28 protein-coding genes are annotated in these 24,258 nt (G+C 45.8%); 17 read left to right on the top strand and 11 right to left on the bottom strand.

The features are described 5' to 3' along the window. Positions 1 to 240 precede the first annotated feature (240 nt). The 6 genes from A9E74_RS11145 (at position 241) to mutT (ending at position 4,758) form a co-directional block, all read left to right on the top strand. Positions 241 to 507 carry an FmdB family zinc ribbon protein gene (locus A9E74_RS11145; RefSeq protein WP_069296697.1) on the top strand — a complete coding sequence of 89 codons (267 nt, stop codon included), beginning with the start codon at positions 241 to 243 and terminating at the stop codon, positions 505 to 507. Between the two features lie 8 nt (positions 508 to 515). After that, complete coding sequence (locus A9E74_RS11150) at positions 516 to 1,148, top strand: DUF502 domain-containing protein (RefSeq protein ID WP_069296698.1); 633 nt, start codon at positions 516 to 518, stop codon at positions 1,146 to 1,148. Positions 1,149 to 1,218: 70 nt separating this feature from the next. Further along, a complete protein-coding gene (aspS, locus tag A9E74_RS11155; RefSeq protein ID WP_069296699.1) occupies positions 1,219 to 3,003 on the top strand; it encodes an aspartate--tRNA ligase in 1,785 nt (594 codons plus the stop codon). Between the two features lie 36 nt (positions 3,004 to 3,039). Next, positions 3,040 to 4,152 (top strand): quinolinate synthase NadA, encoded by a 1,113-nt coding sequence (gene nadA / locus A9E74_RS11160; RefSeq protein ID WP_069296700.1) that lies wholly within the window; start codon positions 3,040 to 3,042, stop codon positions 4,150 to 4,152. A 19-nt stretch (positions 4,153 to 4,171) separates the two neighbouring features. Beyond that, positions 4,172 to 4,360, top strand: coding sequence for a zinc-finger domain-containing protein (locus tag A9E74_RS11165; RefSeq protein WP_069296701.1), 189 nt, complete (start codon positions 4,172 to 4,174; stop codon positions 4,358 to 4,360). Continuing rightward, positions 4,357 to 4,758, top strand: a complete 402-nt coding sequence (mutT, locus tag A9E74_RS11170; RefSeq protein ID WP_069296702.1) for an 8-oxo-dGTP diphosphatase MutT — start codon at positions 4,357 to 4,359, stop codon at positions 4,756 to 4,758. The genes A9E74_RS11165 and mutT overlap by 4 nt, the downstream gene beginning before the upstream one ends. Here the strand turns inward: mutT and yacG are convergent. Genes yacG through pilB form a run of 7 tightly spaced genes read right to left on the bottom strand, consistent with a single transcriptional unit; the run spans position 4,755 to position 10,210 of the window. Then, positions 4,755 to 4,940 (bottom strand): DNA gyrase inhibitor YacG, encoded by a 186-nt coding sequence (gene yacG / locus A9E74_RS11175; RefSeq protein ID WP_069296703.1) that lies wholly within the window; start codon positions 4,938 to 4,940, stop codon positions 4,755 to 4,757. The two genes, mutT and yacG, sit on opposite strands and share 4 nt — an antisense overlap. 2 nt (positions 4,941 to 4,942) lie before the next feature. Continuing rightward, a complete protein-coding gene (gene zapD, locus A9E74_RS14950; RefSeq protein ID WP_281198098.1) occupies positions 4,943 to 5,125 on the bottom strand; it encodes a cell division protein ZapD in 183 nt (60 codons plus the stop codon). Further along, the gene (gene zapD / locus A9E74_RS11180; RefSeq protein ID WP_281198099.1) at positions 5,098 to 5,712 is read right to left on the bottom strand and encodes a cell division protein ZapD; all 615 of its coding nucleotides are present in this window, start codon (positions 5,710 to 5,712) and stop codon (positions 5,098 to 5,100) included. Before zapD (A9E74_RS11180) ends, zapD (A9E74_RS14950) begins: the two co-directional genes overlap by 28 nt. A 26-nt stretch (positions 5,713 to 5,738) precedes the next feature. After that, complete coding sequence (gene coaE / locus A9E74_RS11185; protein ID WP_069296704.1) at positions 5,739 to 6,365, bottom strand: dephospho-CoA kinase; 627 nt, start codon at positions 6,363 to 6,365, stop codon at positions 5,739 to 5,741. Position 6,366: 1 nt separating this feature from the next. Then, the gene (locus A9E74_RS11190; protein ID WP_069296705.1) at positions 6,367 to 7,236 is read right to left on the bottom strand and encodes a prepilin peptidase; all 870 of its coding nucleotides are present in this window, start codon (positions 7,234 to 7,236) and stop codon (positions 6,367 to 6,369) included. Positions 7,237 to 7,240: 4 nt separating this feature from the next. Beyond that, positions 7,241 to 8,488: a type II secretion system F family protein gene (locus tag A9E74_RS11195; RefSeq protein ID WP_069296706.1), complete on the bottom strand. Its 1,248-nt coding sequence runs from the start codon at positions 8,486 to 8,488 to the stop codon at positions 7,241 to 7,243. A gap of 3 nt (positions 8,489 to 8,491) precedes the next feature. Continuing rightward, positions 8,492 to 10,210 (bottom strand): type IV-A pilus assembly ATPase PilB, encoded by a 1,719-nt coding sequence (pilB, locus tag A9E74_RS11200; RefSeq protein ID WP_069296707.1) that lies wholly within the window; start codon positions 10,208 to 10,210, stop codon positions 8,492 to 8,494. Between the two features lie 205 nt (positions 10,211 to 10,415). Here pilB and lptM point away from each other — a divergent pair, with 205 nt between their 5' ends. From lptM to A9E74_RS11225, 6 genes are read left to right on the top strand one after another with little or no spacing between them, the layout of a single operon-like run. After that, positions 10,416 to 10,544: an LPS translocon maturation chaperone LptM gene (gene lptM, locus A9E74_RS14120; RefSeq protein WP_084003060.1), complete on the top strand. Its 129-nt coding sequence runs from the start codon at positions 10,416 to 10,418 to the stop codon at positions 10,542 to 10,544. A gap of 4 nt (positions 10,545 to 10,548) precedes the next feature. Next, positions 10,549 to 11,802 carry a diaminopimelate decarboxylase gene (gene lysA, locus A9E74_RS11205; protein WP_069296708.1) on the top strand — a complete coding sequence of 418 codons (1,254 nt, stop codon included), beginning with the start codon at positions 10,549 to 10,551 and terminating at the stop codon, positions 11,800 to 11,802. Between the two features lie 4 nt (positions 11,803 to 11,806). Then, complete coding sequence (dapF, locus tag A9E74_RS11210) at positions 11,807 to 12,655, top strand: diaminopimelate epimerase (RefSeq protein WP_084003061.1); 849 nt, start codon at positions 11,807 to 11,809, stop codon at positions 12,653 to 12,655. Beyond that, positions 12,631 to 13,341, top strand: a complete 711-nt coding sequence (locus tag A9E74_RS11215; RefSeq protein WP_069296710.1) for a DUF484 family protein — start codon at positions 12,631 to 12,633, stop codon at positions 13,339 to 13,341. The genes dapF and A9E74_RS11215 overlap by 25 nt, the downstream gene beginning before the upstream one ends. After that, the gene (xerC, locus tag A9E74_RS11220) at positions 13,331 to 14,239 is read left to right on the top strand and encodes a tyrosine recombinase XerC (RefSeq protein WP_069296711.1); all 909 of its coding nucleotides are present in this window, start codon (positions 13,331 to 13,333) and stop codon (positions 14,237 to 14,239) included. Before A9E74_RS11215 ends, xerC begins: the two co-directional genes overlap by 11 nt. Positions 14,240 to 14,259: 20 nt before the next feature. Beyond that, positions 14,260 to 14,547, top strand: a complete 288-nt coding sequence (locus A9E74_RS11225) for a hypothetical protein (protein ID WP_141696806.1) — start codon at positions 14,260 to 14,262, stop codon at positions 14,545 to 14,547. An 81-nt stretch (positions 14,548 to 14,628) separates the two neighbouring features. On the opposite strand, the gene A9E74_RS14955 is transcribed toward A9E74_RS11225, so the two are convergent. Both A9E74_RS14955 and polA read right to left on the bottom strand, forming a co-directional pair. Next, positions 14,629 to 14,757 carry a hypothetical protein gene (locus A9E74_RS14955; protein WP_281198101.1) on the bottom strand — a complete coding sequence of 43 codons (129 nt, stop codon included), beginning with the start codon at positions 14,755 to 14,757 and terminating at the stop codon, positions 14,629 to 14,631. 358 nt (positions 14,758 to 15,115) lie between these two features. Next, positions 15,116 to 17,830: a DNA polymerase I gene (gene polA, locus A9E74_RS11230; RefSeq protein WP_069296713.1), complete on the bottom strand. Its 2,715-nt coding sequence runs from the start codon at positions 17,828 to 17,830 to the stop codon at positions 15,116 to 15,118. A gap of 92 nt (positions 17,831 to 17,922) precedes the next feature. On the opposite strand from polA, the gene A9E74_RS11235 reads away from it, so the two are divergent. The 4 genes from A9E74_RS11235 to hldE are packed head-to-tail and all read left to right on the top strand — an operon-like array spanning position 17,923 to position 21,784. After that, complete coding sequence (locus A9E74_RS11235) at positions 17,923 to 18,258, top strand: DUF2782 domain-containing protein (protein ID WP_069296714.1); 336 nt, start codon at positions 17,923 to 17,925, stop codon at positions 18,256 to 18,258. A gap of 27 nt (positions 18,259 to 18,285) precedes the next feature. Beyond that, on the top strand, positions 18,286 to 19,242 hold the full coding sequence (locus A9E74_RS11240) for a homoserine kinase (protein ID WP_069296715.1): 957 nt from the start codon (positions 18,286 to 18,288) through the stop codon (positions 19,240 to 19,242). A 28-nt stretch (positions 19,243 to 19,270) separates the two neighbouring features. After that, positions 19,271 to 20,308: a lipopolysaccharide heptosyltransferase I gene (waaC, locus tag A9E74_RS11245; RefSeq protein ID WP_069296716.1), complete on the top strand. Its 1,038-nt coding sequence runs from the start codon at positions 19,271 to 19,273 to the stop codon at positions 20,306 to 20,308. Between the two features lie 30 nt (positions 20,309 to 20,338). Further along, complete coding sequence (hldE, locus tag A9E74_RS11250; RefSeq protein WP_069296717.1) at positions 20,339 to 21,784, top strand: bifunctional D-glycero-beta-D-manno-heptose-7-phosphate kinase/D-glycero-beta-D-manno-heptose 1-phosphate adenylyltransferase HldE; 1,446 nt, start codon at positions 20,339 to 20,341, stop codon at positions 21,782 to 21,784. Positions 21,785 to 21,963: 179 nt separating this feature from the next. Here hldE and A9E74_RS11255 read toward each other — a convergent pair whose 3' ends face one another. After that, entirely contained in the window at positions 21,964 to 22,803 is an 840-nt protein-coding gene (locus A9E74_RS11255; RefSeq protein ID WP_245652151.1) for a cation efflux transmembrane domain-containing protein, read from the bottom strand. A 138-nt stretch (positions 22,804 to 22,941) separates the two neighbouring features. Here A9E74_RS11255 and A9E74_RS11260 point away from each other — a divergent pair, with 138 nt between their 5' ends. Beyond that, complete coding sequence (locus A9E74_RS11260) at positions 22,942 to 23,811, top strand: LysR family transcriptional regulator (protein WP_069296719.1); 870 nt, start codon at positions 22,942 to 22,944, stop codon at positions 23,809 to 23,811. A 199-nt stretch (positions 23,812 to 24,010) separates the two neighbouring features. On the opposite strand, the gene A9E74_RS14365 is transcribed toward A9E74_RS11260, so the two are convergent. Beyond that, positions 24,011 to 24,258: hypothetical protein (locus tag A9E74_RS14365; protein ID WP_218104312.1), on the bottom strand; the 248-nt coding region annotated here is incomplete at its 5' end.

The following is a 24,258-nucleotide window of genomic DNA, read 5'->3' on the forward strand; positions in this document are numbered from 1 at the left end:
ATCTGCTTCTGCAAAAGTTAAATGAAAATATGGATATGTAGCAATAAAATTGGTGACATCTTGCAGAATGAAAAAATTACAGATCGTTACCTTCAACAATTTTAGAAACAAGCATAAAAATGCCAAAGACTGAAATAGTAAATTTTCGGTATAATCGCAGGGTTTAAAAGCTTGAAACTATTTTTTATTGCCGCATTTATGACCAGCGTTGTTTTTTGATTCATCTTTAGGAGTAACCTCATGCCGTTTTATGAATATCGCTGTGATGCCTGTAATCATAATTTTGAAGCGCTACAAAAGATTAGTGATGATGCGTTGGTGGAATGTCCAGCCTGTCATCAGCCGAGCTTGAAAAAACTGATTTCAGCTGCTGGTTTCCGTCTGAAAGGGCAGGGCTGGTATGAAACCGATTTTAAATCGGGTTCGAAACGTAATCTTGCTGATAGTGGCTCATCAGAAAGTTCGCCTTCTGCAGGACATACTTGCGGAACCGGATGCAGCCATTAAGTATTTGAATGCGCAAATATCTTATAGCAGGCTTATTGGTCTGGATGCCGCTTGGCGTCACGTTTCTAGTGGTAAGGGCGATTGTAGGGTTTTTAGATAAAAGTTTGACGTTGCTACCGGATGCTTTTCAGCCCGACAGGTTGTTCGGTTTTAATATTCCCGGATTGGGAGTGGTATTGGCGGTTGCCTTGGTTTTGGTCACCGGCATGATTATGGCCAATTTACTAGGCCGTCGTTTAGTCGCTTTTTGGGAATTGCAGCTGGCTAAGATCCCACTGGTCAGAACAATTTATTCTGCGATTAAGCAGATTATGGAAGCGGTACTTGCTACAGATGGCAAGTCGTTTCGTAAAGTATTATTGGTTGAATATCCGCGAAAAGGCGTTTGGAGTTTGGCGTTTATGACGTCAGATGATTTAGGTGAGGTGCAGGATAAGACTGCTGCCAATGTCATCAGCGTCTTTATTCCGACCACACCTAATCCAACATCTGGATTCGTTTTGATGGTGCCGGAATCGGAAGTGATTGAATTGGATATGACGGTAGAAGAAGGTCTGAAAATGATTATTTCGATGGGTGTGGTAGTGCCGGACTCAGAGGCCTATCGAAGGAAGATTCAGGCTCAGCAAAACTTAGAATAAAAATCTCGGATATCCTTCAAGTTATGGGGGATATAGTGTTGAACAGTATTTTTGGAATGTTGGAATAATTATGCGTAGCCATTATTGCGGCGATGTAAACGAAACTTTGATTGAACAAACGGTAACGGTGGCAGGTTGGATGCATCGTCGCCGGGATCACGGTGGTGTTATTTTTATTGATTTGCGAGATCGTGAAGGTCTGGTACAAATTGTTTGTAACCCGGAAGATGCCGAAAGCTTCGCCATCGCTGAAAAAGTCCGTAGTGAATATGTATTACAGATTGAAGGTATCGTGAATCCACGTCCTGCTGGCAGCGAAAACACTGATCTTAAAAGCGGCAAAATCGAAATTATCGCCAAGCGTGTGACGATTCTGAATAGCTCTGAAACGCCGCCATTTCCGCTGACCGAACAAGCTGAAGTCAATGAAGATATTCGTCTTCGTCATCGTTATATAGATTTACGTCGTCCTGAAATGTTGCAAAAGCTGCGTTTCCGTTCGCAGATTATTCGTCAGTTACGTCAATACCTTGATAATCATGGCTTCATGGATATCGAAACACCAATCCTGACCAAAGCAACACCTGAAGGTGCCCGTGACTATCTGGTGCCAAGTCGTACCCATCCAGGTGATTTTTTTGCATTGCCACAATCTCCGCAGTTATTTAAACAATTGCTGATGGTTGCAGGTATGGATCGCTACTATCAGGTCGTGCGTTGCTTCCGTGATGAAGATTTGCGTGCTGATCGTCAGCCAGAATTCACTCAATTAGATATTGAAACCTCTTTTGTTGAAGAAGAGGATTTAATGCAGTTGATGGAAGAAATGATCCGTGATCTGTTTGCGAATGTTTTAGAACAAGCTTTACCAAACCCATTCCCGAGAATGACCTATGCAGATGCAATGGACCGTTTTGGTAGTGATAAACCGGATCTACGGATCGCATTGGAATTAGTTGATGTAAGTGATTTGATGCAAGCAGTGGACTTTAAAGTCTTCTCTGCACCGGCTAACGATGATAACGGCCGTGTTGCCGCTCTACGTATTCCAGGCGGCAATTCATTAAGCCGTAAAGAAATTGATGATTACACCAAGTTTGTCAGTATCTACGGTGCCAAAGGTCTGGCTTATATTAAAGTCAATGATCTTGCTGCAGGTCGCGAAGGTTTGCAGTCACCAATTCTGAAATTCCTGCCCGATGATGTGGTGGAAGCCATTCTGCAAAGAACGGGAGTTGAAACCGGTGACCTAGTGTTCTTTGGTGCAGATAAAGCCACCATTGTGAATGAATCTTTAGGCGCTTTGCGTGTCAAAATTGGCCATGATTTAGATATGGTTGAACATGGCTGGCGACCATTGTGGGTAGTTGAATTCCCGATGTTTGAATGGGATGACAAAACTCAGCGTTGGTATGCCTTGCATCATCCTTTCACTGCGCCGCGTGAGTCGGATATTGATTTATTAAGTAACGATCCGGGCAAATGTCTGTCTCGCGCTTATGACATGGTGTTAAACGGAACCGAGTTGGGCGGTGGTTCGATTCGTATTCATAAAACAGATGTGCAACAGAAAGTTTTTGAAATGCTCGGTATTCCCGCTGAGGAAGCAGAAGAGAAATTTGGCTTCCTGTTGCAAGCATTGAAATATGGTTGCCCGCCGCATGGTGGCTTGGCATTTGGTTTGGATCGTCTGGCAATGTTAATGACTGGTTCGTCATCCATTCGTGATGTAATGGCGTTCCCGAAAACTCAGTCAGCGGCCTGTTTGTTAACCAATGCACCAAGTCCTGTTAGTGATGAGCAGCTGAAAGAATTGAACATTCGCCTGCGTAAAGCGCCAACAGCAGAAGCCTGAGTATAACGGCAAAATCGGATTTAAGAGGAAAGCGAAGTGGCTACAAAATTAGCAACAACGGCAATCCCGTTTGAACAATATTTCTCAATTGATGATGAGGCATGCGATCAACGCATTGCTGCTGCAAAACAGAAATTGGGCGACGATTTGGTCATTTTAGGCCACCATTACCAACGTAATGAAGTTTTCAAACATGCTGATTTTTCGGGTGATTCGCTAAAACTGTCACGCAATGCCGCCGAATCAGATGCGCAATACATTGTTTTTTGTGGCGTGCACTTTATGGCGGAAGTAGCCGATATCCTTTCCCGACCAGATCAAATTGCGATTTTGCCGGATATGGCCGCAGGTTGTTCAATGGCTGATATGGCCAATCGAGTAAATGTGGATCGCGCTTGGCAGGAAATGAGCGAAGTACTGGATCCTGATGAAATGGTCACGCCGATCACTTACATCAATTCAGCAGCTGACCTGAAGTCTTTCTGTGGCAAACATGGTGGCATAGTCTGTACTTCTACCAATGCTCCCCATGTTTTGGATTGGGCATTTGCTCAACGCGAAAAAGTACTATTTTTCCCGGATCAGCATTTAGGTCGAAATACTGGTTACAAAATGGGCATTCCGCTGGAAGAAATGGTGGTGTGGGATTTTGATAAACCATTAGGTGGATTGACGCCTGAAGCGTTGAAAAAAGCCAAAATCATTTTGTGGAAAGGCTTTTGTTCAGTACATCAGATGTTTCAACCGCAGCAGATTGATAACTTTCTGGAAAAATATCCAGAAACCAAAGTTATCTCGCATCCAGAATGTAGCTTTGAAGTGTGCCAGAAATCGGATTATGTTGGTTCAACTGAGTTTATTGTGAACACCATTGCCAACAGTGAGCCAAATACTCGCTGGCTGGTTGGTACCGAATTGAATCTGGTAAATCGTTTACATGAACGTTTTCAGGATCAGGGTAAATCGGTTCACTTTATGTCGCCGACAGTCTGCATGTGTTCAACCATGTTCCGCGTTGATCCACAGCATTTGTTATGGGTATTGGAAAATCTGGTGGAAGGCCATGTGGTCAATCAGGTTTCAGTAGATCCAGTGACTGCTAAAGAAGCTAAACTGGCGCTGGATCGGATGCTCGCTTTACCGATCTAAATACTGGAGATAGCGTGTGATGTCAGAGACCAAACAAGCCTGTACACAGCAACGCTATGAAGTGACTAAAAAGGATTTACCCATCAGCTGTCCGATGCCAGATATGCCGTCATGGAATGCGCATCCCCGGGTGTATCTTGAAATCAAAAGCCACGGTGAAGTGCTTTGCCCTTATTGCGGCACTTTATATGTATTGAAAAACACATGAAACAACGTCTGCAGGTTGCTGTGGCGATCATTTTTAATGCTGAGCAACAGGTATTAATTGCCCGTCGTCATGCGCATCAGCATCAAGGTGATCGCTGGGAGTTTCCAGGCGGCAAACGTGAAGCTAATGAAACCCGTTTTCAGGCATTACAACGCGAAATTGAAGAAGAGGTTGGGTTGCTGGTGCATCAAGCCGAGCCGATGATGCAAATTGTTCATGATTATGCTGAGTTAGAAGTTGAACTGGATGTCTGGATCGTTTCAGAATTTAGTGGCGAGGCAATCGGGAAAGAGGGGCAAGCATTGGAATGGTGTGCGTTAGCCGATCTGGATAACAAAGAGTTTCCTGCTGCCAATATCGAAATAATCGAGCGATTAACTAGTCTTTATGCGATTTAGTGGAAAGAGTTGGGTTCATCTTCAGGATCGATAACCGGATCGCCAGGAATACGGTGATTTCCCGCAGCCCATTCACCCAAATCAATTAGTTTGCAACGCTCACAACAGAACGGCTTCCATTTGTTTTCATCCGTCCATTCCACTTTACGTCCGCACTGTGGACAATTCACTTTCAAAACCATAATTACATCGTGCAGCAGCTAAGCTGAAATTCCGCATCATCATTAATTTGTTGGGGACGCTGATTAATGTCAAACGTCATAAAACGCACTGTAAAACGGTGTTTACCGCCGCTGATTTCTGGATAATAGGGGGTAGAAGATGGAATGCGTACTCGGATTAACTGGGTCGGCAGATTACTATCCAACTACGCTGAAAAAAACCTTTCTCTGCTTGAGCATCACTGAAACCAGCACTGCCACGGATAAGCTGTAAGGTAATATTTATTGCGCCGCGAATAGCCACAAACTGTTCCAGCCAGTAATTTAACTGTTGCTGGCGTTGTTCAACCGATGAGTGTTGTAACCAGTAATGATAGGCAGGCAAATCAAAATCACAGGTGCCGCCGGCAATACTGGAACGTTGGCGGATACTGTAAAGAAACTCGTTTTCCTTTAAGACCTGACCGATGGCTGATTTGCGGATCTGTAAAGCGTCAAGCGTCTGATCCAGTTCAGCCAACAAGGCATCCAAAGTCTGTTTGTCGACACCCGGTGAGTTTTCCAAGGCGGACAAATTGGTAATCAGCCGCTCGACTTCCTTGGTTACCTCGGATTTCATATCACCACGCTCAAATACCAGCAACATACTCAGCATGGCATCGATGGCTTCACGATGACTCATTTCATCATCATGCTGCATCGCATAATCCACTCGCGCCAGCAAAAACTCCAGCCGCAAGAACGTTCTTATGCGTTCATTTAGAGGTTGTTCGTATGTGATAATGTCAGACATAGTGTTTTTATCATTTAGTCATAAGGTCAGCTTTTTGACCTGGATTCATGTTCTGCTGCCTCAGCCAACTGACAATATAACGCATGCAGTTGTGTAACCTGAAATTTCAATTTTTCAATAGCATCGCTATTGTCGATGATATCGTCAGCATATTGCAATCGTTGTGCACGGTTTGATTGAGCGGCAAGGTGTTGAGTAACTTCTTTTGTCGACAGCTTATCCCGGTTTTGTAACCGAAGCATCTGAGTTTCACTATCCACATCAACCACTAAAATACGATCTACACAGGACTGTAAATTGGCTTCAATCAGTAATGGAATGCTTAAAATACAATAGCTACTTTTAGCGTTAGCCGCTTGTTGTAAAAGCTGTTGGCGAATGGCGGGGTGCAGGATCTGCTCGAGTTGCTGTTTTGCTTTAGCATCGGAAAAAAGTAATTTGCGTAACGCTGGACGATTTAATTGCCCATCGGCAAGCACAATCTCATCGCCAAAATACTCAACAATCAACTGATATTGCGCCGTGCCAGGTTGACTTAGCTCACGGGCAATAATATCAGCATCTATAACTTCAATGCCTAGGTCTTTAAACAATTCAGATACGGTAGATTTACCTGAAGCGATTCCACCGGTTAGACCAACCCGAAATACCATTTCAGCTTAACCCGCTCCAATTCATATAACCTCTAGTAAGACTCTCACCGCAAACTAATGCTAACCAGCCAGCTGCAGCAAGATATGGCCCAAACGGAATGGGGTTATCTCGATGCTGTTGTTTTAACAAAATCAGGCTGATTCCCACCAATGCACCGACCAGCGAAGATAACAAAATAATCATTGGCAAAGCCTGCCAACCCATCCAGGCACCTAAGGCGGCTAGCAGCTTAAAATCACCATAGCCCATGCCTTCCTTACCGGTGACTAAACGAAATGCATGATAGACCAGCCAGAGCGCAAGATAACCGGCGATAGCACCAATTACTGCTGAATTAATATCGGTGTAAACCTCAAACAGATTGAATAGCAGTCCCAGCCACAATAATGGCAGCGTAATGCTGTCTGGGAGCAACTGGTGATCGGCATCAATGAAAGTTAACGCCACTAAAGCCCAAGTTAATAACAAGGCCCCGCATACTGCAGCCCCAAAGCCGAAATACCAAGCTACGACTGCGGAAAGGATGGCGGTAAATAATTCTATTAATGGATAACGTTTGGAGATTGGTGCTTTGCATTGCTTGCAACGACCTTTAAGCACCAGATAGCTGATGACCGGAATATTTTCTAAAGCTGTAATGGCGTGACCACAATGTGGACAACGGGAACGTGGTTTACTTAACGTTAGTGGTTCCGTTTCTGGGCTAGTATCACCAATTAAATCCTGACATTGCTGAGCCCATTCACGTTGCATCATCATTGGCAATCGATGAATGACTACATTGAGAAAACTGCCGACCAATAAGCCCAGAATAAAAATACTGGCAATAAAAAATGTGCTGGATGTTTCCAGCAAATAGATAAGCGACATAAGATTAAACGACGGCGCCGAGTTTGAATATCGGCAAGTACATAGCAATAACCAACGTACCGATCAGCACGCCGAGGAAAGCCATAATAAATGGCTCCATTAACGCGGTCATATTGTCCACCGCATCATCCACTTCACGTTCAAAAAAATCAGCTACTTTGGCGAGCATTGCATCCAATGAACCAGATTCTTCACCAATAGACACCATCTGAACAACCATATTCGGAAATAGCTCAGTATCGGTCATGGCTTTATTTAACTGTGTACCGGTTGACACATCATCACGCATTTCAATGGTAGCTTCGTTGTAGACGATATTACCGGTAGCACCCGCTACCGAAGTCATCGCCTCCACCATCGGTACACCAGCTTTGAACATAACCGAGAATGTTCTGGCAAAACGGGCAATCGCACCTTTAGTTAATACATCACCAATAACCGGTAGTTTTAACAACATACGATCCATAAAGTGCTGGATCTTGCGAGAACGTTTGCGAGCCGCCATAAAGCCCATTACTGAACCAATGATGCTGCCGAATATTAACCACCAGAAATCCTGGAAAAACTGTGAAATACTAATAACCATTTTGGTCAGACCGGGTAAATCAGCGCCAAAACCGGTAAACAATGCCTGAAATTGTGGGATAACAAAAATCATCAAAATAGCGGTAACAATAAATGCCACTACCATAATGGCAGTAGGGTAGACCAACGCTTTTTTAATTTTGGATTTTAAAGCTTCGGTTTTTTCCTGATAGGTAGCAATCTCATGTAACAAGGCTTCCAACGTACCGGACTGTTCACCAGCGTTAATCAAGCTGATGTATAGATCATCAAAATGCAATGGAAATTTGGCTAACGACTCTGCTAGGCTAGTACCTGATTCAACATCGGCTTTAATGGCTAGAATCATTTCCTGCATGCTGGCATTTTCATGACCTTCACCAATGATTTGCAGTGATTGCATCATCGGCACACCAGATGACATCATCGTTGCCAGCATTCGGCTAAAAATCGCAATATGAACCGGTTTGATTTTGGGTTTTCGTGGAGCAAATAAATCTTTGGGTTTACGGCGAACTTTTCCGGGTGTTATACCCTGACGGCGTAAATCAGCACGAACAGCTTGAACACTTTCACCTGCCTGTTCACCTTTTACATTGCGGCCAGCCTTATTTGTGCCTTGCCATATATAGAGGGTGGGTAACTCGGCTTTTTTAGGTTTAAGTTTCGCTTTACTCGCTGTGGCCACGGTTTATTCCTTAATAACGCGGTTAATTTCTTCCAGACTGGTTAACCCGGCCATGACCTTTTTAAGACCAGAAGCCCGTAAATCTGCAATACCTTCAGCTTTTGCCTGATCGGCCAATTGCATGGAATTACCACCTTCCATGATAAGCCTACCCATTGCATCGGATATTGGCATAACTTGATAAATACCAACCCGTCCTTTATACCCCTCGGTGCAATGTTCGCAACCGACAGCGCGGTAAACTTTGAAATCTGTCGCAATTTGTTCAGAGCTGTAACCTTCTTCAATCAAGGTTTCTTTTGGCAGTGTTTCTGGTGCCTTGCAATGCTGACAAAGCCGCCGCGCCAGACGCTGAGCAATAATCAGTGTTACCGCAGAAGCAATGTTAAAGGCTGGAACCCCCATATTGGCCAGACGGGTCAGTGTTTGCGGCGCATCATTGGTATGCAATGTTGAAAACACCATATGACCGGTTTGTGCGGCTTTAATAGCGATTTCTGCGGTTTCCAAATCGCGGATCTCACCGACCATGATGACATCAGGATCTTGACGCAAGAAGGCTCTTAAACATTCGGTGAATCCCAAGCCAATCTGCGGATGCACGTTGACTTGATTGATGCCGGGAAGGTTGATCTCCGCCGGATCTTCAGCAGTAGAAATATTGCGGTCATCGGTATTCAGAATATTCAGTGCGGTATACAACGAAACGGTTTTACCACTACCTGTAGGACCCGTTACCAGCACCATGCCATAAGGTTTGTGCATGGTTTCCAGAAAGATTTTCTTCTGATCTTCTTCATAGCCCAAAGCATCAATACCTAACTGGGCACTGGTCGGATCCAGAATACGTAAAACGATTTTTTCACCAAACAATGTCGGGCAAGTACTGACACGAAAATCGATGGCTTTGGATTTGGATACCTTCAGTCGCATCCGGCCATCTTGAGGCACACGGCGTTCAGCAATATTCATGCGCGACAATACTTTGATACGAGCGGCAATACGTCCGCCTAAAGCAACCGGTGCGGTTTTGGTTTCATGCAAAATGCCGTCGATACGCACCCGAACCCGGTATTTCTTTTCATAGGGTTCAAAGTGAATATCCGAGGCACCGGCTTTAATCGCTTGAGTCAAAATACCATTGATAAATCGGACAACCGGCGTGTCATCAATATTCTTGTCAGTGAGTTCAGAGCCACGATCACCATCATCATCAGGCCCTAAATCGATATCATCCAGTTCGGCATCATCAAAATCATCTAAAACCTGATTTTTGTTATCCAGAGCTTTTTCGATAGTGACTGATAATTTTTGTTCATCAACCAATACCGGAAAAGTATTCAGTGCAGTATTAAACTGAAATTCGTCGAGGGCTTGTAAATTCGTGGGATCTGAAACAGCAACGTACAAACGTTTGCCACGTTGAAACAACGGCAGAGCATTATGCTGACGGATCAGTTTCTCCTGAAACAGACTGGTCGGAGCGAGCTCCATATTCATGCTATCCAGATCAAACAAGGGCACGCCGAATTCTTGCGAAGCAATGGCGCCTATCACATCACTTTTAAGTAATTTATTGTTAACCAGATAGGTCACAAAAGATTGCGAAGCCTGTTTTGCCGTAGCCTGAGCTGTCTGGGCCTGATCTTCTGTCAGCAACCCTTCACTTACAAGTCGTCTTGCAAGACCGCTTAGTCTGATTGGTGCTGTCATATTTGCCATTACTGGACGTGATTCCTTAATATAATGCTTACGTTCAATGCACTAGGGTCTATTTATTTTTCGTAGCTTCAAACAGTAGTGACTATGAAAAATAAACAGGCCCTAATAGTATGTAACTTAAATAATAAATTCTAGTTTCCAATGTGGGCCTGTCGCGGATATTCCTGTGTATACTGCCTGCCATTAATGCATCGGGGAAGACATCATGCGAAAAATACCTGGCTGGAAAGTTCTGGCACTCGTTCTGTGTACCATGTCAATACTGGCTTCATGCGGTCTGAAGGGCGATTTATATCTGCCCGAAGGTCAGGCTAACACAGTGAAGGTTTCCTAAAAACATGCAAGATTTTTTCACACAAAAAGACGGTGAATTATACGCTGAACAGCAATCCCTGACTGAATTAGCGGCGCAGTTCGGCACACCAACGTATGTCTACTCCAGAGCAGCCCTCGAGCAGCATTGGAAAGCCTTTGATGATGCCTTCAGTGCTTATCCGCATTTGGTCTGCTATGCCGTTAAAGCGAACTCAAATTTGGCAGTATTAAATGTACTGGCTAGATTGGGTTCGGGCTTTGATATTGTGTCGGCGGGTGAACTGGCTCGTGTCATTGCGGCTGGCGGCCAAGCAGAGAAAATCGTGTTTTCTGGTGTCGGCAAAACGGTTGAAGAAATTGAATATGCTCTGAAAACCGGCATTCGCTGTTTTAATGTGGAATCCGTTCCAGAGTTACAACGCATCAGTGAAGTTGCTGTCAGTCTTAACAAAATCGCGCCGATCTCTATTCGGGTGAACCCTGATGTCGATGCACAAACACATCCCTATATTTCGACCGGTTTAAAAGAAAATAAATTTGGTATTGCCATTGATGATGCGCTGATGGTGTATCAGCAAGCGAATGCATTGCCGAACTTGCAAGTGATTGGTGTGGATTGTCATATCGGCTCCCAGCTGACCTCTGTATCACCTTTTGTGGATGCTCTTGAACGGGTGTTAGCGTTAATTGATGCGTTGGCCGAGCAGGGTATTACCATTAAACATCTCGATATCGGTGGCGGACTGGGTATCTGTTATCGCGATGAAACACCACCAACCCCAGCCGAATACGCTAAAGCCATGCAAGCACAGTTAAAAGATCGTGATCTGGAAATCATGCTGGAACCTGGTCGAGCAATTGCGGGTAATGCTGGTATTTTGTTAACTAAAGTTGAATATATAAAAGCAGCGGAAGCCAAAAATTTCGCCATAGTCGATGCTGCTATGAATGATTTATTAAGACCGGCTTTGTATCAATCTTGGATGGCAATTGAAGCTGTCAAACCCCGCCAACATGAAACCGAACAAGACTTTGATATTGTCGGTCCGGTTTGCGAAACCGGCGACTTTTTAGGTAAGGATCGGCGGCTGGCAATCCAAAGCGGAGATTTATTGGCGATTCGCTCTGCTGGAGCGTATGGTTTTACGATGAGTTCTAATTACAACTCACGGCCGCGAGCAGCAGAGATTATGGTCGATGGATCAACCATGCATGTGGCACGTCAACGTGAGTCCGTCGAAAGTTTGTATGCTGGTGAGCAGATATTGCAGGATTAATCCTATGTTGAAATTCAGCAAAATGCATGGTCTTGGTAATGATTTTGTGGTCATTGATGCCATCAATCAGTCTGTTCAACTGACCACTGAGCAAATCCGTTTTATGGCGGATCGGCATTTTGGTATTGGTTGTGATCAACTGTTGCTGGTGGAAAACAGCGAGATGCAGGATGTCGACTTTCGCTACCGGATTTTTAATGCCGATGGCGGAGAAGTATCCCAATGCGGCAATGGTGCACGCTGTTTTGCCCGCTATGTTCGTGACAATGGGCTGACTGACAAAGATTCTATTGCTGTAGAAACAGCTTCTGGTGTGATTTATCCGACTTTGCAGGTGGATGGTCAGGTCTGCGTTGATATGGGCAAACCACGTTTTTCACCGGAACAAATCCCCTTTAAAACGGCTGAAGCCAGCAATACCTATATGCTGGTGGTTGAACCTGGTCGACAGGTAGAGATAGCGGCATTATCAATGGGAAATCCTCATGCGGTTTTATTGGTCGATGATGTTAACAAAGCACCAGTGGGTGAGTTAGGACCAAAAATAGAAAACCATGAGCAGTTTCCAGAACGAGTCAATGTCGGTTTTATGCAATTGATTGATCATGAGAACATAAAACTGCGGGTTTATGAACGTGGTTCAGCCGAGACAACAGCCTGTGGTACCGGGGCTTGCGCGGCGGTTGTCAGTGGTATTCGTCGTGGATTACTGGGGCGTCAGGTCAGTGTTTTACTACCCGGCGGCACATTAGAAATTAGCTGGCCCGATGAAGACGCTTCGGTGTGGATGACCGGACCAGCACAACATGTATTTGATGGAGAAATTGCGTGGGCAACACTCAACAATCTGTAAGCGCTGAACAAGTCAGTGAATTTTTACGCCAGCACACAGATTTTTTAATTGAACAGCCGGATTTATTGTCTGAGCTGGAATTCGAAAAAACACCTGCAGGCACGATCTCGCTGGCGCAGCGGCAGCGAGAGCAATTGCGGCAAAAAAATCAGCATCTACATGATCAATTGCATGCTTTGATTGATAACGCACATAGCAATGCTGCATTGCAACAACGGGTACATCAGCTGTGTCTGCGATTGATGGATTGTCAGGATCTGCAAAGCCTGCTGGCAACATTGTTGCAACAATTACAGGAAGAGTTCTCGGCTGACGAAGTATCGTTAAGGTTGTTTTACAGTGGCGATCAAAAACCCAAGTTACCACCAGTCGAAGGCAATATCGCAGAACTACATGCTGATGATGCAAAGCTGAAAGCGTTTGATCATATTCTGGCTAAACAACAACCGGTTTGTGGTCGACTAACCAAAGCTCAGAAACAATTACTTTTCGGTGAAAAGGCTGATGACGTGCATTCGGTGGCCTGTTTGCCTTTAGGGCATGAACCTTGTGCCGGTTTACTGGCGATTGCTAGCAGCGATGCCAACCGTTTTCATGCGGATATGGGAACGGAATATTTAAGCTTTCTCGGCGAAGTGTTTATGCGGCTGATGCGCCGTTTCTGTCATGGACAGAATGACAGCTGAGCTGCAAACCCCACTGCAGGATTTTCTGCAATATCTGGAGCAGCAGCGCCGGGTTTCGCCGCATACCGTACTCAATTATCAGCGTGATTGTCAGCAATTAGTTGAATACTGCCAGCAACAGTCATTTGCTGACTGGCAGCAACTCAAACCAGCAGATATTCGGCTGTTTATTGCCCGCTTGCACCGAAAAGGTTTAGGTGCTCGCAGTATCCAACGTTTACTGTCAGCCGTTCGCAGTTTTTACCGCTATCTGCTTAAAGAAGGCCTGGTCGATCATAACCCGGCGCAATCAGTACAGGCACCCAAAGCTGAAAAGCGTTTACCGAAAACCCTCGATGTAGACCAAATGAATTCCTTGCTCGATAGCACACCGGCTGACACCTTCGTTGCCTGTCGGGATCGGGCGATTATGGAATTATTTTATTCCTCCGGCCTGCGGCTGGCAGAGCTGGCGGCATTGGATTTACGTGATGTCGATTTCGGCCAGCAACTGGTGCATGTCATCGCCGGTAAAGGTAATAAAGGACGGATTTTGCCGATTGGCCGCACAGCAATTGAAGCGTTAAAAGTCTGGCTCGATAAACGTGATCAGAATGGTCAGTATCAGCAACAGGCTTTATTTACGACACAACAAGGCAAACGTCTTGGTGTGCGTTCCATCCAGCAGCGTTTGGCTTTCTGGGGAAAAAAACACGGTATCTCCGAACATGTTCATCCGCATCGACTACGTCACGCGTTTGCCTCGCATATGCTTGAGTCCAGCAGTGATTTGAGAGCCGTTCAGGAGTTGTTGGGCCATTCCGATATTAGCACGACGCAAGTCTATACCCATCTGGATTTTCAGCATCTGGCAAAGGTTTATGATGCCGCGCATCCTCGAGCGAAAAAGAAGTTATGAAAAGATTTTGGCGTATTCGCATGATGGATGGTCTAGCTATCAGCATGGAACAGACTATCCCGGAAGGCTTGTTGACATCGCGAAAACTAAATGAGTTGCTCGTTGCTTTGACTGTAAAATATTGTCTTAATGATGAAGAAGAGATTGTTCGATCCTACTATCGGCGAAACGTAAAAAAATATTTACCCTTATTAGAAATTCGTCGAGATAGAAACAACAATACTATGCAGTGTGGTGAAAACCCTTATTTCGTTGCTAGTTTGGTTGATGAAAATGGGAAATCGATTACAGCTCCTCGACTTAACTAAAACAAATTGAAATATTACACTTAGCTTAGAGGCTTCCCAATTTCCCCTTTTGTGTTGCCGGAAAAAATGGTTATCGCAGGATTAGAAATCGGATTGTTTGAGCGAAGCGAGTTTTTTCGATTTCCCTGCGATAGCCATTTTTTTCGGGGAGCCGCAGGCCAGCACAAGGGGTGCCTTTTCTTTTGGTTCGTTTTCTTTGATTCGCGACATCCATGTCGCTCACCCTTTGGGCGCCTCCGGCGTCCAAATTCATTCCTGATGAATTTGTGGGCAAACAAAGAAAATGAACTCGCCCTTAGGCGAAATTATGCTTTTGGTTCATTTTCCCTATTTAAGCTGATCTTTCGCTCACGCGAGTCAGGGGCTTGCGTGCCCAAGCCCCTAACAACCCAAGGGCACCCCATGTGCTGGCCTGCGGCTTCACTGCGTTGCTCGGTTTATCTGGGGATTGGTCAAAACTCGCTGCGCTCAGACACTGACCAATCCTTATCCAGATAAACCTGCGCTACTCGTCAGCACAAAAGGGGGGGTAGGGGGTAACATTTGAGCTTTGTGGTTGATTACCCCGTTAATGCGCCTGTTCCCAATTATCCCCAACACCAATCCCCACTTCTAACGGCACGGCCAGTTCAGCAGCTTTTATCATAAACTGCTCGATTTCAGTTTTAGCCAAATCAAGCTGATCTTCGGGTACTTCAAATACCAGTTCATCGTGTACCTGCATAATCATACGAATACCGGTATCAGCTTCGAGTAGCCAGTCATGAATTGAAATCATCGCGCGTTTGATAATGTCTGCGGCGCTGCCCTGCATCGGGGCATTAATCGCGGTGCGTTCGGCATATTGGCGGCGCAGGCCGTTGCTGGAGTTGATTTCTGGAAGATACAGACGCCGGCCGAAAATGGTTTCAACGTAACCATCTTTTTTTGCCTGTTCGCGGGTATTGTCCATATAGTTTCTTACGCCGGGATAGCGTTCGAAATAAGTCTCCATATATTTGGCGGCCTGATGACGTTCGATACCGAGTTGTTTGGATAAGCCATGAGCTGACATGCCGTAAATCAAACCAAAGTTGATGGCTTTGGCGCTGCGACGTTGATCACCGGTGACGTTTTCTGGCGCTACACCAAAGATTTCAGATGCAGTATGACGATGAATATCTTCGCCTTCGGCAAACGCGGTCAGCAAGCTTTTATCACCGGATAAATGCGCCATGATGCGTAATTCAATTTGTGAGTAATCTGCCGCCAGGATCTTTGCACCTTTGCCGGCCACAAACGCTTCACGGATTTTACGGCCTGTTTCGGTACGGATCGGAATATTCTGCAGATTCGGATCTGAAGAAGATAATCTTCCCGTCGCAGTCACCGCCTGATGATAGGAGGTGTGCACACGGCCAGTCTGTTGATTGACCTGTTGTGGCAGTTTGTCGGTGTAGGTGGATTTCAGCTTACTTAAACTGCGGTAGTTCATAATAATTTGTGGCAATTCATAGCCATCATCTGCCAGTTCCTGCAGCACATTTTCAGCGGTCGAGGGCTGACCTTTTGGCGTTTTCTTACGCACCGGCAACTGTTGCTGGTCGTAGAGAATTTCCTGCAATTGCTTTGGTGAACCCAGATTAAATTTGGTCCCGGCAGAGGCATGGGCTTCTTTTTCCAGCCGGTCAATATCCAACGCCAGTTGATCGCTTTGCTGTTGCAGCATAAAGATATCGATATGCACGCCATTACGTTCCAGTGTGTTCAACACTGGCAGCAACGGCATTTCCAGTTCACGATACACTTTTTCCAAGGACTGAATCGCCTGCACTTTGGGCCACAAGACGTGATGCAGTTGCAAGGTGATATCGGCATCTTCACAGGCATACGGCGAGGCTTCTTCCAAACCGATTTCATTAAATGTAAGTTGTTTTTTGCCTTTACCGGCAATGTCTTCAAAATGAATGGTGCTGCGGCCCAGATATTTTTCGGCCAGCGAATCCATATCATGACGGGTTGCGGTGCTGTCGAGTACATAGGATTGCAACATGGTGTCATGGGCAATGCCCTGCAAATCAATGCCGTGATTGAGCAAGATATGCCGATCGTATTTCAGATTTTGACCGACTTTCAGCGCTTTGGGATCTTCGAGTAACGGTTTAATCAACGCCAGTGTGGTATCAAAATCCAATTGATCCGGTGCGCCCGGATAATCATGCGCCAGTGGCAGATAGGCGGCTTCACCGGCTTTAATGGCAAATGACATACCGACAATCCGCGCTTGCAAATAATTAAGGCTGGTAGTTTCGGTATCGAACGCAAACAATTCGGCTTTTTTGAGTTTTTCCAGCCAATTATCCAGCTGTTGCTGGGTCAGAATGGTTTCGTAACGGGTTTCATTGCTGGTGGCAGGTTCATCCGTTTTTGTCGAAGCCGCAGCAACCGGCGCAGAGTCCAATTCCTGCAACCAGCTTCTGAATTCATAACGGCGATACAGTTCAGCCAGTTTCTGGTTATCAGCCGCCTGCATATCTAGCGTTTCCGGGGTGAAATCTAGCTCGACATCCATCTTGATGGTGGCCAGCTGATAAGACAGTGGCAAAGCATCAGCTGCTGCTCGTAACTTCTCACCCAGCTTGCCTTTCACTTCATCAGCATGTTCGATAACACCCTGCAAACTGCCGTATTGTTGCAGTAATTTAGTCGCGGTTTTCGGGCCCACACTGTCAACGCCTGGGATGTTATCCACCTTGTCACCCATCAGCGCCAAATAATCGACGATTTGTTGTGGTGTCAGACCAAACTTTTCCTTTACGGCGGCGATATCTGTTTTGCTGTTATTCATCGTGTTGACCAGCGTCACATGCTCGCTGACCAGTTGCGCCATATCCTTGTCACCAGTGGAAATTACTGTTTCAATTCCTGCTGCAGTGGCCTGTTTTGCCAGCGTGCCGATTACATCGTCGGCTTCAACATTATCAATGCACAGCAGCGGCAATCCCATGGCTTTGACAATTTCGTGAATGGGCGCAATCTGTTCGCGTAAATCGTCCGGCATTGGCGGCCGGGTGGCTTTATACTCGGCATACAGATCATTACGGAAAGTTTTACCTTTGGCATCAAATACCACGGCCATATGTTCAGGGTTATAGTCACGAATCAATTTACGCAGCATATTGATGACGCCATAAATTGTGCCGGTTGATTCGCCGTCGCTGTTGGTCAGTGGCGGCATCGCATGATAAGCGCGATACAAGTAAGAAGAGCCATCAACGAGTATAAGTGGTGCAGTTTGAGTCATAGTTCACAAGGCCTGAAATTAGTGGCAAACAGATTGCTTTAATCATCGTAGCGGAAATGCTATCTTTATCGGAAATTTAGTGGAGCTAAGTCATGTTAAAACCGTTCGCCATTGTATGCGCAATCAGCGCGATGATCACAGGAAGTGCCTGGGCAGGGGCTGCCGGTCCAGATTTGACTCAACCTCCAGTCATACCACCACCTTTGCAGGATGGCGAAAGTATCGAACCTGAAATCACCATCATTCAGGAAGATGATCGCACTATCGAAGAATACCGCGTCAATGGTCAGCTTTACATGATCAAAATCACCCCTGATATTGGTCCAGCTTATTACCTGATGGATACCGATGGCGATGGTAATTTGGAAACCCAAAAACATAATCTTGCCAATCCGGAAGTGCCGAACTGGATCCTGTTTCAATGGTAACAAACACTCCCGTTAACTGAGATTTTCATGTCTGTTTATACCGAAGTCGGGCGCGATGAATTAATTGCGTTCATCGGCGAGTATGCGGTTGGTAATCTGATTGATTACCAGGGCATTTCTGCCGGAATTGAAAACACCAATTATTTTGTAACGACAGATCAGGGCGAGTTTGTCCTGACTTTGTTCGAACAGCATGAATTTGCCGAATTGGATTACTTTCTCGAAGTCATGACGTTTTTCTTCAAGCATGGCATTCCCTCGGCGCATCCCGCTGAGGATAAACAAGGTAATTACCTCAAATCCTTATGTGGTCGTCCGGCAGCGCTTGTTATGCGTCTGGCGGGACATACTGTCGATCAACTTGCCACGCTGGGCCAATGTGAAGCCATAGGCGATATGTTGGCGCAAATGCATTTGGTCGGCGAGAAGTTTAAACATCGTCGGGCAACGCAACGCGGTGCTGAATGGCGCGAATCGATGGCCGAAACCTTGCTGCCGCATATGTCGGCAGAGCAGGCTGAAATGCTCAAAGCCGAACTCGATTTTCAACAACATTACAGCGATCTGGAATTACCTTGGGGTGTCACTCATTCCGATTTATTCCGTGATAACGCTTTGTTTATCGACGATGAATTACAGGGCATTATTGATTTTTACTTTGCCTGCGATGAATTTCTGATTTACGACCTGGCAGTGGCGGTTAATGATTGGTGTGTTAATGAGCAGGGTCTAATTGATAACGAACGCTACCAATGTTTGATGAATGCTTATCTGCAACGCCGTCAACTTAATGAGGCCGAACAGTCCAACTGGAATCTGGTTTGCCGTGCTGCGGCTTTACGTTTCTGGTTATCTCGGTTGCAGGATCAGCTTTTCCCACGCGAAGGCGAAATGACACAAATTAAAAATCCCGATGCATTTCTGAAAATCCTGCAACAGCATCGGCACAACCCATTGTCTTTAAATACTTTGCAAAACGCTTGATGTTATTCCATCAGGCGTTTTTCCGTTTATGAAAGTATTAATCATCAAGCTCACCTCCATGGGCGATTTAATGCATGCCTTACCGGCATTAACCGATGCGGCCAAAGCCTTTCCGGGTATTGAATTTGACTGGGTGGTCGATGAAGCATTTGCCGAAGTACCTAAGTGGCATCCCAATGTCCGTAAAGTCATCACTACCTCACATCGGCGCTGGAAGAAATCCGCCTGGCAAACGCTGACTGGAGGGGAGTTGCGCCAGTTTTATCGTGAACTGAATCTGGATGATTATGATGCCGTCATCGATATGCAGAATAATCTGAAAAGCGCGCTGGTCAGCAAATTACGTCGCGGACCGGTGTATGGTCTGGACAAAGATTCTTGTCGTGAACGCCCGGCCCATCTGGCCTATCAATATCCGTTAAGCGTTAACCCACAGCAACATGCAGTGGATAGGATGCGGCAGATCCTGTCACAGGCGCTGGATTATCCGCTGCCTAAAACGCCCGCAAAATACGCGGCGAATTTCAGTAAATATCCGTTACCGGAGCTCGAGTTTGCCTTACCCGAGCGTTATCTGATGTTTGTGCATAATGCCAGCTGGCTGACCAAGCTCTGGCCGATTAATTTCTGGCAGCAATTGGTGTTTCAGGCGCGAGCCGAAGGCTACGCAGTGTTGTTACCTTGCGGCAATAATGAAGAATATCTGCGTGCTCAACAGATCGCCTCGGTCGATCCAATGGCGTTTGCCTTACCGCGTTTAGGCCTCAACGATATCGCGGCGATCATGCATCATGCGGTAGGTGCAGTTTGCAGTGATACCGGATTGGCCCATCTTGCTGCCGTGGCCGGAACGCCTGCATTAACCTTGTACGGTGCGACAGATACAGCGTTGATTGGCACCTATGGCAAACATCAGCAGCATCTGGTCAGCGAATTTAACTGCGCCCCATGTTACAAACGCAAATGCCCGCTTCCAGCCTCACGCAATGGCGAACCATTGTGTATGACCGAAATGACACCGGAAATGGTTTGGCATGGACTGCAACCGCTTTTAGCCGCACAATAACCGCTTTCCCTAATCAATAATTCTAACGTTATGAAAAATGCATTCCCGGATTTTCGGCAGGCCAATGTGGTTGTAGTTGGTGATTTGATGCTGGACCGTTTCTATTTCGGCAAAACCAAACGTATTTCACCAGAAGCACCGGTGCCGGTGGTCAATATTGAACGTTTGGAAGATATTCCGGGCGGTGCCGCCAATGTGGCGATGAATATTGCTTCACTGGGCGCTAAATGCAGTTTGTCAGGTATCACCGGACAGGATGAAGCGGCTCAGGTATTAGAGCAGCGTCTCAACTCGGTCAGCATTCAATGTGCATTTCATCAAACCACACAGCATCCCACCATCATAAAATCCCGCATTATCAGCGCCCATCAGCAACTGCTACGCATGGATTTTGAAAGCCGCTTCACCGTGGAAAGCGGTGTAGGCATGGCCGACAAAGTCTCACCATTGCTTATTAATGGTGGGGTGATGGTCCTTTCGGATTACGACAAAGGCACACTGCACGATCCACAGCAATGGATCACTCTGGCTAAATCAAACGAAATGACAGTGCTGGTTGATCCCAAAGGCAATGACTTCAGTAAATACCGTGGCGCGGATTTAATTACCCCCAATCTCACCGAATTTGAAGCGGTAGCGGGCGAAATTAAGTCAGAAGCAGATCTGATTGATAAAGCCAAAAAACTGATTGCCGACTTTGATATTAAAGCCGTGTTGATTACCCGCAGCGAACAAGGTATGTCGCTGATCACCAATGACAATACCGAATTTCATCTCCCGGCAATTGCCAAAGAAGTCGCCGATGTCACCGGAGCAGGGGACACTGTAATTGCTACATTGGCAGCAGCGTTGGCAGCCGGACAATCCATGAAACAAGCCGTCACCTTGGCCAATGTCGCCGCCAGTATTGTGGTCAGCAAACTCGGCACATCTACTGTCAGCGAACCAGAATTGTTTGCCGAATACCAACGCCATCAGGGAACCCATCAAAGTGATCATTCCTTTGCCGGTGCGGTCACCGTCGAGCAATTAAAAATTGCCGTAGATCAAGCCAAAAAACGTGGCGAGAAAATTGTGTTTACTAATGGCTGTTTCGATATTCTGCATGCCGGTCATGTCAGCTATCTGCATCAGGCGCGGGCTGAGGGCGATAGACTGATTGTCGCGATTAACAGCGATGAATCTGTCACCAAACTTAAAGGCAAAGGCCGTCCGATCAATACCGCTGATCGACGTCAGATCGTATTGGCAGGCCTGGCCGATGTGGATTGGGTCACCGTCTTTGAAGGCGATACACCAGAAGACCTGCTCAGAGAAATCCAGCCGGATATTCTCGTTAAAGGCGGTGACTACGATAAAAAAGGCGTGGTGGGCTGGGAAATAGTTGAAGGTTATGGAGGCGAAGTCAGAGTGATGGGCTTAACCGAAAACTGCTCTACCACGGCGATTGTGAATAAGATCCATCAGGATAGATAAAAGCAATTTATCTGCGGATTATCAGGATATTTTTGGTAGGTTGGGTTGAATGAAATGAAACCCAACAAATATCGGAACTACAGGGTGAAAATGTTGAGCATCGCAAGCTCAACCCAACCTACCAGACTACTCCACCACGGCAATAGTGAATAAGATTCATCAGGATAAACGCAATTCATTTAATTCGATTGAACATTCACCCCTTGAACCAACAACAACTTAAGCTGCTGTTGTTCAGCTATCTCATAAATGATGCCATGAAATAGTTGATGCCCAGCAGCATCAAGTTTTGCTGGCAGCTGTGCAATCAAGAAACTACCCACCTGAGCAATTCTTAATGGTTTGTGTGGCGTCATGCCAACCGCAGTTAGCTGGGTATTAATCTGCTCGCGAATTGCTTCAGCCGGTGCTGCGAACAGAATCTGCCGCAATGCCTGAGAAATCATCCGAATCGGAATATACGAGAAATACCCGGCGATTATCAGCACCATCAATGGATCCGCATAACGGGCGTAATCGGCAAACGGTGAATGACTGATGGCAAATGTCATTACAAACCCCAACAACACCGCCGCACTTAACCAGGTATCCATTTGCCATTGGCGTTGCTCTGCAGCGACCAGTGTGGTGTTCAGGTCCTTTTTACGGTGATAAATGTAGGCCCAGGTAATCGCACAACCGATGACATTGACGACACCAAACACTAACGCGAGATCCAGATTAACCTCTCTACCACCTTGTAACAGGCTGACTAAAGCGAAGATCATTGAAACAAGACACACCAAAGCAATGACAATACCCTTCACCAGAATCGCAATAGGCTCAATGGTAAGACGGCCAAAGGGATAGTCATTATTCGCAGGCTTATTAGCCAGTTTTAATGCCAGCAAGGATAACGACGCCAGTGCTAACGAAAGTAACGAATAAGCACTATCAAATAAAATCATCACCGAGCCACTGAGTAAACCCAGGATCAGCCCTGAAATAGAGAAGATGGCGGCCGATATCGCCGAAACCATTAACACTCTCCGTTCTATATTTATCCGCATAACAGCTCCTCAACTAATGGCATGTACTTTAGAGGGGGCCAGGCATTCGACAAAATCGCTCAGCGCCAATATAGTTAGCGCTAAAGCAAATTTTGAACAGGGCTGAATATGCGGATTGAACAAATTGAAGCGTTTGTGAAAACAGCAGAATGCGGGTCCTTCGCAAACGCCGCTATCACATTAGAAATGAGACGCAGCACTGTAAGTGCAGCGGTTTCTGCATTGGAAGATGAGTTGGCAATCCATCTTTTTCAACGCTCAGGCAACAGCTTGCAGATAACCCCCATTGCACAATCTTTATTAGCGGACAGCCAACGTTTATTACAATCTGCCAACCGCATCAGGCAACTAAGTAATCAGCATCTGGAAGGTATCGAATCAGAGCTCCGAGTCGCACGGGATGATGCATTGCCAGAAGTCTTCTGGCATCAGTGTATGCATGATTTACACGTTGAATTTCCGCAAACCTCCACCTCGGTTTATTTGTTACCCACTCAAGAGCATCACGAGTTTATTGATAATGGAATTGTTGATATCAGCTTTGGCGTCAATAACGCGGTAGATCCCAATTTTCGGCTCGGCATGATCGAACAGCGAACGGTTGTCAGTCCAGCACATCCACTAGCCAATCTGGCCCAGGTGACAGAAAGCGATTTAAGCCAGTACACACAGATTTGTCTGACCTTCCTGCAAAAGGGTCAATTGGTCATTCAGAACCAGATAGGTCGGCAGTATTCAGGTCTCACAATGTATGAATTAATCAGAGATGCCGTATTACGTGGTGATGGTTGGGCCATATTACCCACAACGCTGATTCAAACTCACCTCAAGCAGCAACAGCTAGTGAGCCTGGCAACCGAAACGGCATTATCTGCCACGTATTTCCAATGCCTATCCCGTCAGGCAAACCGCAAGGTCGCGACCTGGTTAAAGAATCGTGTCACGCATGCGTTAACGCATGAATTTAAAGGCTGGTAGGTGTAAAAGAATTTATCCGCAGATTACGCTGATGGACGCAGATTATTCATTTAGATAAATAAACCATAGAGACACAGAGGGCACGAAGGTTTTAAATAATCTATCCATAGATTATTACGGTGTTTTGGTAGGTTGGGTTGAATGCAATGAAACGCAACAAATATTGAATATTCAAGCCAAAATGTTGGATTTCGCAAGCTTAACCCAACCTACCGTGCTGAGCGCCATTATTACTTGCTGTCAAATCTAAAAGTACTGGCAAATTAATTATTCCAGACTGCACAAGCGCGATAAAAGCCAAAAGAATTGTTAGTGCAACCATTCTCTTTTGTAACTTGACAGCCACAGTGTGTCTTCTTTCTTCCTCCTCATACTTTTCAATCGTACTTATTGCTTTGCCAGTAACCACATACTCATGATTTACTTTTTTGAGCTCACCAGAGTCTA

Source organism: Methylophaga muralis (genome assembly GCF_001720165.1).
Taxonomy (GTDB): domain Bacteria; phylum Pseudomonadota; class Gammaproteobacteria; order Nitrosococcales; family Methylophagaceae; genus Methylophaga; species Methylophaga muralis.